This is a genomic window from Staphylococcus ureilyticus, assembly GCF_002902235.1.
Lineage (GTDB): Bacteria > Bacillota > Bacilli > Staphylococcales > Staphylococcaceae > Staphylococcus > Staphylococcus ureilyticus.
Map to the genome: position 1 here is coordinate 1 of NZ_PPRL01000026.1, position 11,705 is coordinate 11,705.

The 11,705-nt window shown below is 32.6% G+C and carries 11 protein-coding genes; 9 read left to right on the plus strand and 2 right to left on the minus strand.

Annotated elements, in window-relative coordinates:
- The first annotated feature begins 233 nt into the window (after window positions 1–233).
- The 8 genes from CD150_RS02990 (at window position 234) to CD150_RS03025 (ending at window position 8,191) form a co-directional block, all read left to right on the plus strand.
- Complete coding sequence (locus CD150_RS02990; protein WP_070658706.1) at window positions 234–1,370, plus strand: cysteine desulfurase family protein; 1,137 nt, start codon at window positions 234–236, stop codon at window positions 1,368–1,370.
- Complete coding sequence (gene thiI, locus CD150_RS02995) at window positions 1,367–2,590, plus strand: tRNA uracil 4-sulfurtransferase ThiI (protein ID WP_073341713.1); 1,224 nt, start codon at window positions 1,367–1,369, stop codon at window positions 2,588–2,590. Before CD150_RS02990 ends, thiI begins: the two co-directional genes overlap by 4 nt.
- An 80-nt stretch (window positions 2,591–2,670) precedes the next feature.
- The gene (locus CD150_RS03000; protein WP_073341716.1) at window positions 2,671–3,447 is read left to right on the plus strand and encodes a sulfite exporter TauE/SafE family protein; all 777 of its coding nucleotides are present in this window, start codon (window positions 2,671–2,673) and stop codon (window positions 3,445–3,447) included.
- A 225-nt stretch (window positions 3,448–3,672) separates the two neighbouring features.
- Complete coding sequence (gene sppA / locus CD150_RS03005) at window positions 3,673–4,665, plus strand: signal peptide peptidase SppA (RefSeq protein ID WP_046206853.1); 993 nt, start codon at window positions 3,673–3,675, stop codon at window positions 4,663–4,665.
- Window positions 4,666–4,674: 9 nt separating this feature from the next.
- A complete protein-coding gene (locus CD150_RS03010; protein ID WP_073341719.1) occupies window positions 4,675–5,214 on the plus strand; it encodes an RDD family protein in 540 nt (179 codons plus the stop codon).
- An 89-nt stretch (window positions 5,215–5,303) separates the two neighbouring features.
- Window positions 5,304–5,798, plus strand: a complete 495-nt coding sequence (tpx, locus tag CD150_RS03015; RefSeq protein WP_073341722.1) for a thiol peroxidase — start codon at window positions 5,304–5,306, stop codon at window positions 5,796–5,798.
- 158 nt (window positions 5,799–5,956) lie between these two features.
- Window positions 5,957–6,904 carry a class I SAM-dependent methyltransferase gene (locus CD150_RS03020; RefSeq protein ID WP_046206856.1) on the plus strand — a complete coding sequence of 316 codons (948 nt, stop codon included), beginning with the start codon at window positions 5,957–5,959 and terminating at the stop codon, window positions 6,902–6,904.
- Between the two features lie 87 nt (window positions 6,905–6,991).
- Entirely contained in the window at window positions 6,992–8,191 is a 1,200-nt protein-coding gene (locus CD150_RS03025; protein WP_046206857.1) for an acetate kinase, read from the plus strand.
- 244 nt (window positions 8,192–8,435) lie between these two features.
- Here the strand turns inward: CD150_RS03025 and CD150_RS03030 are convergent, their stop codons facing one another.
- Both CD150_RS03030 and CD150_RS03035 read right to left on the minus strand, forming a co-directional pair.
- The gene (locus CD150_RS03030; RefSeq protein ID WP_073341725.1) at window positions 8,436–9,605 is read right to left on the minus strand and encodes an esterase-like activity of phytase family protein; all 1,170 of its coding nucleotides are present in this window, start codon (window positions 9,603–9,605) and stop codon (window positions 8,436–8,438) included.
- A 208-nt stretch (window positions 9,606–9,813) separates the two neighbouring features.
- A complete protein-coding gene (locus tag CD150_RS03035) occupies window positions 9,814–10,317 on the minus strand; it encodes a universal stress protein (protein ID WP_046206859.1) in 504 nt (167 codons plus the stop codon).
- A 150-nt stretch (window positions 10,318–10,467) separates the two neighbouring features.
- Between CD150_RS03035 and ald the strand changes: the two genes are divergently transcribed.
- Window positions 10,468–11,583, plus strand: a complete 1,116-nt coding sequence (gene ald / locus CD150_RS03040; protein WP_046206860.1) for an alanine dehydrogenase — start codon at window positions 10,468–10,470, stop codon at window positions 11,581–11,583.
- The last annotated feature ends 122 nt before the right edge of the window (window positions 11,584–11,705 follow it).

The window sequence follows — 11,705 nt, forward strand, 5'->3', positions numbered from 1 at the left end:
AGATGTTTGTATGAACAAATTATTAATATTTAATGATCATTTAAAAATTCATATAGACAGTGATGAAGAAATTATATTTAAAAAACCATTTTCTGTCTTACTCTCTTTTCTTTTTAATAAAACCGAGTATAATGCTAAAAGGGAAACTTTAAAATAAGAAATGATATGTTGATATAAAAAATAAATATGAAAAATCCTTAAATATAAAATGATATAGAATTGGAGTGAAAACATTGATTTATCTTGATAATGCAGCGACAACGAAACCGCGACAAGACGTATTAGATACCTTTTTAAAAGTAAATGAATCGCTATATTTTAATCCAAACAGCCCACATAAAGCAGGCATACAAGCAGAGCAGTTATTACAACAATCAAAAGATCAAATTAAAGAACTATTTAAATTAGAAAAAGATTTTGATATTGTTTTTACAAGTGGCGCAACTGAATCGAATAATATTGCCATCAAAGGGATTGCCTACAAGAAAAGAGCATTTGCAAATGTCATAATCACTTCAGTTTTAGAACATCCCTCTGTTTTAGAGGTTGTTCGTTCATTAGAAAATGAAGGTTTCGATATAAAATATGTAAACGTGACTAAAGATGGACAAATTGATTTAGAACATTTGAAATCGTTGATGTCAGATAAGGTAGCTCTTGTAACGTGTATGCAAGTCAATAATATCATGGGACAAATTCAACCTATCGAAGCGGTGGCAAAAATTGTTCACCAATACCCTAAAGCACACTTACATGTTGATGCAGTACAAGCAATAGGTAAAATTGCGTTAGATTTTAAATCTGCTGACACAATGAGTTTAAGTGGTCATAAATTTCATGGCTTAAAAGGCCAAGGTCTTTTATTTGTTCGTAATTTACATCAAATTGAGCCAATTGTTCATGGCGGTGGTCAAGAATACGGACTTAGAAGTGGCACAGTCAATCTTCCTATTGATATAGCCATCGTGAAAGCTTTAAAAGTCGCTGTAAAAGAAAGTGCGCAACTATATGAAAAATTAAGTGAGTTCAATCAGGAAATCATACAATTTTTAAATGAATATAGTGGTGTAAAGGTTAATTCTCCTAGCGGCGCATCACCACATATTTTGAATGTTGGTTTTCCCGGCGTGAAAGGTGAAGTATTAGTAAATGCATTTTCAAAATATGATATTATGCTATCTACTACAAGTGCTTGTTCATCCAAAAAGGCATCCTTGAACGAAGTGCTTTTAGCAATGGATATCCCTAAAACGCAAATAGAAGGCAGTATCAGAATATCAATGGGTGCCAATACTACTACTGATGATATACGTAATTTTAAGGAGAAATTTAATCTTGTATATGAAGAAGTGAAGGAGTTGTTAAAATGATTTATGATCACATTTTAGTGAGATATGGAGAGTTAACCTTAAAAGGTGCTAACCGTAAGATGTTTGTTAATAAATTACGTTCAAATGTTAAACGCGCATTAATGCCACTGCAAGGATATAAAGTCAAAGCCAATAGAGATAGAATGTACATTGAATTAGATGAAGGTGCAGATATTGAAGAAATGTGTCGCCGCTTAGAAAAAGTATTTGGTATTTATTCTATCAGTCCCGTATTGAAAATTGATAAAACAATAGAAGCAGTACGTGATATAGCTGTAAAATTTGCTCAAGGTTATGCACATGGAGATACATTTAAGATTGATGTCAAACGTTCAGATAAAAACTTTTCGTTTGATACATATCAATTGCAAAAAGAACTCGGTGGAACCGTATTAAACGCAACTGATGATCTAACAGTAGATGTACACAACCCGAACCATACGATTAAAGTTGAGGTTAGATTAGACGCTATTTATGTTTATGATAAAGTCATTGCAGGATCTGGTGGATTACCAGTTGGTACGGGTGGTAAGACATTACTTATGTTATCCGGAGGTATAGATTCTCCAGTAGCTGGTATTGAAGTTATGAGAAGAGGTGTCACTGTAGAAGCCATTCATTTTCATAGTCCACCATTCACGAGTGAAAAGGCTAAAGATAAAGTAATTGAACTGACAAGAATTATGTCTGCGCATGTTGGTCCTATTAAATTGCATATTGTACCCTTCACTGCTTTACAAAAACAAATTAATAAAGTCGTACATGAGCGCTATACGATGACTTCAACACGTAGAATGATGATGAGGGTAGCGGATAAGCTTGTGCATGATATTGATGGACATGCCATCGTAAATGGTGAAAATTTAGGACAGGTTGCTAGTCAAACGCTTAAAAGTATGTATGCTATCAATCATGTGACATCTACACCAATCTTACGACCACTTTTAACATTAGATAAGGAAGACATCGTGAAGAGAGCCAAAGAAATTGGTACATTTGAGACATCTATTCAACCATATGAAGATTGTTGTACCATCTTTACACCTAAAAATCCTGCGACGGAGCCAGACATTGAAAAAGTCGAAAAATTTGAAGCGATATATGATTTTGAACCTCTTGTACAAGAAGCATTTGAACAAATAGAAACTTTAACAATTACGCCAGACTATCAAAGTGAAAAAGATACTGAAACGCAAGCATTGGCAGATCATTTATTTTAATATTTACTTTGAGTATTCAATTCCATACGAACAACATGAGTTAATTAGACATAAGGATAAAACAGATAGGGGATGGAATCATGCTAGATTGGGATATTTCAATCGTACTGATAATTATAATTCTAGGATTTTTAGCGGCGTTTATTGATGCAGTTGTAGGTGGGGGTGGCTTAATTTCTATCCCGGCATTATTAGCTGTTGGTATGCCCCCCGCTATTGCATTGGGTACTAATAAATTAGCAAGTTCATTTGGCTCACTTACAAGTGCATTTCGTTTCTTGAGGTCGGGTAATGTCGATTTGAGGATTGTAGGAAAGTTATTTCCATTTGTATTTATTTTAGCAATATGTGGTGCTAGCGTTGCTACATTTCTACCCGCTGAACTTTTAAAACCATTGGTTATCATTATTTTGACGTTAGTGATGATTTATACGTTAGTTAAAAAAGATTGGGGAAATGTGCGTACATTTACAAAATTGTCGCTTGGTAAAGCAATCTTATTTATGAGTCTTATGTCACTCATAGGATTTTATGATGGTTTTTTAGGTGGTGGTACCGGCTCATTTATGCTTTTTATTTTACTTATGTTCGGATTTGATTTTTTAAGTGCTGCCGGAAACGCGAAAGTATTAAATTTTGCTTCTAATTTAGGCGCTTTAATTTTGTTTATGATATTAGATCAAGTTGACTATTTTTATGGTTTAATTATGGCAGCAAGTATGATTTGTGGATCGTATGTTGGGGCAGCTTTTGCAATTAAAAAAGGTGTCAGTTATGTAAAAACTTTATTTATTGTTGTAACTGCCATATTGATTATTAAAAATGCTTACGATTACATAATGCAATTAATAAATTGATCATTTGGAAAAAGAATTTGCTATATTTCAAAGGTATTCAGATACGTGAACATGGCTGAGACAAATTAATTGTCTCAGCTTCTTTTCATTTTAAATAGACACTCATACTAGCCTATTGCTATCTTAATCCTTTTTTATTTTCATATAATGGTATACATTATTGAATTGATTATGTTTAAATTGTATTTGAAACGATTGAAAAAATATTCTGGGAGTGAATACGTTATGTCGAAAAAGAGAATAATAGCAATAGTACTTGCCGTAATTATCGTGCTTGGTGGTATTGTTATGAGTTCGATATCTACTGTGATTTCTTCGCTTTTTAGTGAAGATAGTATGTCAGAAATAGATCCATTTACTGAAACGGTAGAATCAGAAGGTGATACTTCAAAACGCATTGTACACTTAACTTTAAATGGTGAAATTAGTGAGGGTACTGGTGAAGGAATGTTTGGAAGCTCTGGTTATAATCATGAAGCATTCCTTAAACAGTTGGATAAAGTTAAAAAAGATAGCTCGATTAAAGGTGTTTTATTAACCGTTAACACACCAGGCGGAGGTACATATCCAAGTGATGAAATTTATAAAAAAATTAAAGAAATAAAGAAAAAAGATAAAAAGGTTTATGTACATATGGATGCGATGGCTGCATCTGGTGGATATTATATATCTGCCCCTGCTGATAAAATATATGCTGGTCCACAAACGACTACTGGATCTATTGGCGTTATTATGTCAAACGTTGATTATTCTGGTTTACAAGAAAAATTAGGCGTTAAGGAAAATGTTATTAAATCTGGTGAACATAAAGATATTATGAGTAGTTCTCGAAAAATGACTAATGAAGAGAAAGATATCATGCAATCAGTATTAAATGATAGTTATGAAAGATTTGTTGGTATTGTTGCTAAGGGTAGAGATATGCCAGAGAAAAAGGTTAAAAAGTTAGCTGATGGACGTATATATAGTGCGCAACAAGCCGAAAAGAATGGTTTGATTGATGAAATTGGTTATAACGATAATGCGTTAAAAGCACTTAAGAAAGACATAAAAGCAAAGGATGCTGAAGTGTTTAAATATAGTGAAGACGAAGGTTGGTTTAGTTCTATTTATTCAACTAAAACAACATTACATCAATTCAAAAATGAATTAAGTGAATTGAAATCAATTATAAGCAATGATACAGAAGCTGAACCTATGTATCTATATAAAGGTTAGGTGTATAAAATGGAGCAGTATACAAATCAACAAACATTACAGTCAACCCCAGAAAATGATAAATCTGATATAGAAGCAATGTATCATGAACAATTGACAAATTCTGTATATGCTGGTTTTGGTATAAGGTTTTGGAGTTTTATTATCGATTTACTCATTGTATTTGGCATACAAGGACTATTATTGAAACCGATATACCATTTTACGCAAATTGATGAACTTAAGTTATGGATTGATTATTTTAGCTTAGGTCACGTTTTAGATGCGCTTGTATTTTATTTATATTTTGTATTATTAACTAAATTTTTCAAACAAACGATAGGTAAAATGATTTGTAACATTCGAGTAGAACGGATAGATCGTCAATCTCTTACATGGGCAGATGTGTTGTTTAGAGAATGGATTGGTCGTATTATAAGTGGCGTTTTATTTAACTTACCTTACTTGGTTGTTTTGTTTACAAATAAACACAAGGGTATCCATGATATCTTCGCTGATACAGTCGTAATCAGAAATAAATTTGAAAAGTTGTTTTATTTAAAAAAATAAATGTGAATTTTACTGAGCTATGAGTTTATTTTGATACGATAGATAGGTATACTATGGTTGTAAGAACTATTTAATAGGAGGCGTGCAATATGGCACAAATTACATTTAAACAAGAACCAGTAACACTATATGGTTCACAAGTAAAAAAAGGAGAATATGCTCCAAATTTTACTGTCTTAGACAATGATTTAAATGAAGTAACTTTAGAAAGTTATGACGGACAAAAGAAATTAATTAGCGTTGTTCCGTCTATAGATACAGGTGTTTGTGATCAACAAACACGTAAATTTAATGAAGAAGCTGCTAATGAAGATGGTGTGGTTTTAACTATTTCTGTAGACTTGCCATTTGCACAAAAAAGATGGTGTGCTTCAAATGGTTTAGATAATGTAATCACTTTAAGTGATCATAGAAACTTATCTTTCGGTAAAACGTACGGCGTTGTTATGGAAGAATTGCGTTTATTAGCACGTTCTGTTTTTGTCTTAGATAAAAACAATAAAGTAGTTTATACTGAAATTGTTTCTGAAGGTACAAATTTCCCAGACTTTGATGCTGCTTTAGAAGCTTATCGTAATCTATAAATAATATAATATTGTCATATGATTAAACTAGTAAAACTCACAAAACAGTATCGTTGACATTATAAATTAAACTGTCCATAATTATTTGGTAATATAAGTTAGGGTACTGACTTAATTTCAATTAAATTATGGACAGTTTTTTTAGAAAGGACTTTTAAATGGCACAAGAAGAGACAGTAATGGAACAATTATTTAAGGCACTTGATGAAAAAACCAAATCTTTAAATGAAGAGAATGGTCAAAGTTTTATAGAAAATTTAGGACTTGCAATGGAAAATATTTATACTAATCAAAGGTCATTGTTGGAACAAGCCACGCTACAAGATAGACGTAAAGCGTTTCAATTTGCTTATTTAAATTTAATGCAAAAAGAGGATGTTCAAGCAAATCATCAAATTACACCTGATTCAATTGGAATGATTCTAGGATTCCTTGCCGAACGTTTTTTAAAAAACAAAGATGAATTCCATGTAGCGGATATTGCGAGTGGTGCTGGACATTTGAGCGCTTCTGTACATGAAGTACTCACTGAACATACGATTATGCATCACCTGGTTGAAGTGGATCCTGTATTATCACGCGTGAGTGTACATTTGGCAAACTTTTTAGAAATTCCATTTGATGTTTATCCTCAAGACGCTATCATGCCACTACCTTTTGAAGATGCAGATGTTGTTATTGGTGATCTACCGATAGGGTATTATCCAGTAGATGAAAGAAGTAAAGAAATGCAACTAGGGTTTGAAGAAGGGCATAGCTTCTCTCACTATTTATTAATTGAACAAGCAGTAACAGCCTTAAAAACATCAGGATATGCATTTTTAGTAGTACCTAGTAATTTATTTGAAAGTACAAATGTGAAACAGTTACAAAATTTCATTGCAACAGAAACAGAAATGCAAGCTTTTTTAAACTTGCCATCTACACTATTTAAAAATGAAAAAGCGCGTAAATCCATACTTATACTGCAGAAGAAAGAAACGAATGTAACAAAGCCAGTAGAGGTTCTGTTAGCGAATATACCTGATTTCAAAAGCCCTCAACAATTTCAAGCCTTTTTACAAGATTTAAACGCTTGGATGATGGAAAATCATCCTGAAAATTAAACTGTAATATTCTTGAATTCTTACTGTATTAATGATTAAATAGATATGGATATAAAATAATTTAATTTAAATTGGAGGCATTATGCTATGTCAAAATTAATTTTGGCTATTAACGCTGGTAGTTCATCATTGAAATTTCAACTTATTGAAATGCCGGAAGAAAAAATTGTTACTAAAGGACTAATTGAACGTATTGGATTGAAAGATTCTGTATTTACCATTGAAGTGGGTGGAGAAAAACACAAGGAAACTTTAGATATTGCAGACCATGAACAAGCGGTTAATATCATGTTAGAAAGTTTCAAAAAACATGGTGTGATTGATAGCATTTATGACATTGACGGAACAGGTCATCGTGTCGTTCATGGTGGTGAATTATTCCCAAATTCAGTATATGTTACGGATGAAGTTGAAGAACAAATTGAGTCATTAAGTGAATTAGCACCTTTACACAACCCTGCAAACTTAATGGGTATTCGTGCTTTCCGTAAATTGTTACCAGAAATTCCACATGTAGCTATTTTTGATACTTCGTTCCATCAAACTATGCCAGAAAAATCTTATTTATACAGCTTACCATACCAATATTACGAAGATTATGGTATTCGTAAATATGGATTCCACGGAACAAGTCATAAATATGTATCTCAACGCGCAGCTGAGATTTTGGGCAAACCGATTGAAGAATTACGCATGATTTCATGTCACATCGGTAATGGTGCATCAATTGCTGCAATAGATGGCGGAGAATCTGTTGATACTTCAATGGGATTCACACCACTTGCTGGTGTTACTATGGGTACGCGTTCAGGAAATATTGACCCTGCATTAATTCCATTTATTATGGAAAAAACAGGAAAAAATGCAGAAGAAGTTTTGAATACATTAAATAAAGAATCAGGTTTATTAGGTATTTCTGGTACTTCAAGTGATTTAAGAGACATTATTGATGAAGCTAAAGCAGGTAAAGAACGTGCTCAATTAGCATTAGATGTCTTTGCATCAAGAATTCACAAATATATTGGTTCTTATGCGACACGTATGCACGGCGTAGATGTAATCATCTTTACTGCAGGTGTAGGCGAGAACTCTGATCCTGTTAGAGCAAAAGTTTTAGAAGGTTTAGAATTTATGGGAGTTTATTGGGATGCTAAGAAAAATGAAGCGATTCATGGAGAAGAAGGTTTCATTAACTATCCTCACTCACCAGTAAAAGTCATTGTTATTCCTACAAACGAAGAAGTCATGATTGCACGCGATGTAGTTAAATTTGGTAATCTAGAATAAGTTTGAAACAAAACTAGAGATTGTTTAATTTCAAAATATAGAGACTTGATTCAGTTCAAAATCTTAAAAAGTTTCAAAACAAAATCTTGAATATAAGCATTTTGATTTATAAATAAACGTCAATTTCTATTGCAAGCTTATAGAAATTGACGTTTTCTTTTGTTTTATTATTAATGTTTTAACTACTTATTAAGTTTTAAAAAAATATACTTGAATTGAAAAACATAAGTTGATTGTTGTATTTTTAAGGTTTTATTTCGAATGCAGTTAGGTTCGTTTGTTGTTTTTGATTGAAGTTATTATCTGAAATAAAGACCAAGCTATCGTTACCATTGGGTAATTTCGGGCCAAATGACATTCCTTCTATATTGTCGATATGCCCAATGTCTTGCTCATTAAGATTTGCGATCAGTTGTTTTTTTACCGGTGCGACGTGAGATTTTTGGAGATATTTAATATTTTTAATATCTGTTCCACTGGCTATATCGACTTTATAGACGCGAATATAATTTTTGAAATTACTATTTTTATCTTGAACAGTGGCACGCTCAAGTACAAGTAATTGTTTTTGATTCAAGGTTAAAATTTCAGCAATTCCATTTTCAGCATCTTTATTTTTTCCAGGTTTTTTAGGAATTGGATCTAGAGAATAAGCTTTTTCTGTTATAACATCTCCTTGACGATTATATTTTGTTAAGCGTGTTAGGGCGCCTGATTCTGTGGTTGGTAATTGATCATCTTGAAGTAAAGGTGCTTCCATAGAAGTCCAGATATACTTACCATTTTCAGAAAACGTACTCCCCTCTAGCGCCTGATTATTTCTAAATCCATATTTATTTTGATTATCCTTTTTGATAGGGTTATTGATTTGCAAATCATTGATCAATGTTCCAGTTCTACTAGCTATTCTTATGAAGGGATTGAAACCGAGATTTCGATCACCTTCACTTGTATAAAGTATATGGTTACGATTGAGAGGGTCAATTCTAATTGATTCTGGGTCAACTACAACATCTTGTGAATGGGGATTATACGATGCTTTATTTGGGTATTTTGTTCCATTAGCTTGTGTTAAATAGTGCATTCGAGTGAATTTTACTTTATTAAATTTGTGTTTATTATAATGAATTTGAGCTTCATAAAATCTGGCTGGATTTTCTTCTGAACGGTCATCGCTAATCATAAGCCATTTTTTGGATTTGGCATCATAGGAAATGCCAGAAAGACCGCCTACTTTTGTATCATTAAATGATTTATTATAAGGAATTGTTTCCGTATCTATATAATTTAATCGAGTAGCTGTTTTTTCACTTTTTATATCATCAGTTGAAGATGCGTATGTATATGTTGGTGCAGAAATAAAAAAAGCATTTATGGCAAAACTAAGTATCATCAGTCTCTTAAATTGTTTCATATCATTGACTCCTTTAGGGGTATGTCTTAATTTTATTTTACTCACCTGATATGAAGCGCATTTGAATTTAATATAACAATTGGATAACAAGTAAATTATAGATGTTAAGAAAATTAATAAAAAGAGATAGTTTAACACTATATATCGTGCAAACTATCTCTCTTCATTTAAATCTGTATGCTTTTATTAAATAGGTCGAATATTAAAGTTAGTGTGCTTGATACTTAGATCTAAATTCATCTGTAGCTACTTGTGGTTGGAAGTCTTCTGGAAGTTCTTCTGTGCGTACCACCAACACGTCACACGGAGAGTGTCGTACAATTGCCTCAGACACAGAACCTACGATAAATCTTTCAACTGCATTTAATCCTGACGTACCACACATAATTAAATCTGCTTCTACATCAGCTGCTAACTTTTTAGGTATGATTGCTTTAGGTGAACCAAATTCTAGTCTTGTTTCAACCGCGGTTACACCAGCATTTGTTGCTACTTCTTTATAACCTTTTAACAAATCTTCTGAGAAATTTTTTGATTTTTCAGTAAATTGAGCATCATAAACTTCATAAGAAGAGTAAGTTCTTGAATCAATAACATTGACGATTGTTAGTTTAGAGTCATTACGTTTTGCTACTTCTACAGCTTTATTAAATGCCCATTCAGCTTCATGTGATCCATCGACAGCGATTAAAATATTTTTATACGTTAGCATCACAATTACCTCCTTCATCTTCTTGCTTATATTATACCACTATTTACAGAATATTAACATAATTCCCCTTAATACATGTTGTAAAAATACCCTAAACTATGATTGCGCTTTCATATAATACGCGTTACTATAAATTTGGAGGTGGATAAAATGAGAATAGGTATTCCGAAGGAGATTAAAAACAATGAAAATAGGGTGAGTTTATCACCAAGTGGTGTACATGCATTAGTAGAACAAGGTCACTCAGTCATTGTTGAAAAATCTGCTGGTTTAGGTTCATATTTTGAAGATGATGATTATGTTACGGCTGGGGCGAAAATTGGTGATGGACCAGCTGAAGTATGGAACGTGGATATGGTTATGAAAGTCAAAGAGCCATTAGAAGAAGAGTTCCAATACTTTAAGGAAGGACTAATACTATTTACTTATTTACATTTAGCAAATGAAAAGAAACTCACACAAGCTTTATTAGATAATAAAGTAATAGGTATTGCTTATGAAACGGTTCAATTGCCAGATAAATCATTACCACTATTAACACCAATGAGTGAAGTAGCAGGGCGTATGTCTGCTCAAATTGGGGCAGAATTTTTACAAAAATATAAAGGTGGCATGGGCATTTTACTTGGCGGTGTGCCTGGCGTCTCTAAAGGCCGCGTAACGATTATCGGTGGAGGTCAAGCTGGCACAAATGCTGCTAAAATAGCATTAGGATTAGGTGCCGATGTAACAATTTTGGATGTTAATCCTAAGCGTTTACAAGAGCTTGAAGATTTATTTGATGGTCGTGTGCACACAATTATGTCTAACCCATTAAATATTGAACAATGTGTTAAAAACAGCGACTTAGTTATCGGTGCGGTATTAATTCCAGGTGCCAAAGCGCCAAATCTAGTTACTGAAGACATGGTAAAATCTATGAAAGACGGTTCGGTAATCGTGGATATTGCTATAGACCAAGGTGGTATTTTCGAGACAACTGATCGTATTTCAACGCATGATGATCCAACGTATAAAAAACATGGTGTTGTACATTATGCTGTGGCTAATATGCCTGGTGCAGTACCACGTACTTCTACCATTGCATTGAATAATGCAACGTTACCATATGCATTACAAATTGCGGGAAAAGGTTACTTAAAAGCATTACAAGATAACGAACCTCTATCATTTGGTTTAAATACAATTAATGGTGTATTAACAAATAAAGGTGTAGGTGAAGCTTTGAATTTACCTTATTCTAATGTTGAAAGTTCTCTTAAATAATAAAAAATAACAAACAAAAACTGGTAATCTCTTCTATAAAGTAGAGGTTACCAGTTTTTAATTTGGATTTTAAAATAATTTATGAAATTTAATGTGTTTAAATAATGATAATTGTAAAATAT

Bases quoted from the DNA above. Each gene is read 5' to 3' on its own strand.
- CD150_RS03020 (WP_046206856.1), top strand. From the start codon at position 5,957: ATGGCACAAGAAGAGACAGTAATGGAACAATTATTTAAGGCACTTGAT.
- tpx (WP_073341722.1), top strand. From the start codon at position 5,304: ATGGCACAAATTACATTTAAACAAGAACCAGTAACACTATATGGTTCA.
- CD150_RS03010 (WP_073341719.1), top strand. From the start codon at position 4,675: ATGGAGCAGTATACAAATCAACAAACATTACAGTCAACCCCAGAAAAT.
- thiI (WP_073341713.1), top strand. From the start codon at position 1,367: ATGATTTATGATCACATTTTAGTGAGATATGGAGAGTTAACCTTAAAA.
- sppA (WP_046206853.1), top strand. From the start codon at position 3,673: ATGTCGAAAAAGAGAATAATAGCAATAGTACTTGCCGTAATTATCGTG.
- CD150_RS03025 (WP_046206857.1), top strand. From the start codon at position 6,992: ATGTCAAAATTAATTTTGGCTATTAACGCTGGTAGTTCATCATTGAAA.
- ald (WP_046206860.1), top strand. From the start codon at position 10,468: ATGAGAATAGGTATTCCGAAGGAGATTAAAAACAATGAAAATAGGGTG.
- CD150_RS03000 (WP_073341716.1), top strand. From the start codon at position 2,671: ATGCTAGATTGGGATATTTCAATCGTACTGATAATTATAATTCTAGGA.
- CD150_RS03030 (WP_073341725.1), bottom strand. From the start codon at position 9,605: ATGAAACAATTTAAGAGACTGATGATACTTAGTTTTGCCATAAATGCT.
- CD150_RS03035 (WP_046206859.1), bottom strand. From the start codon at position 10,317: ATGCTAACGTATAAAAATATTTTAATCGCTGTCGATGGATCACATGAA.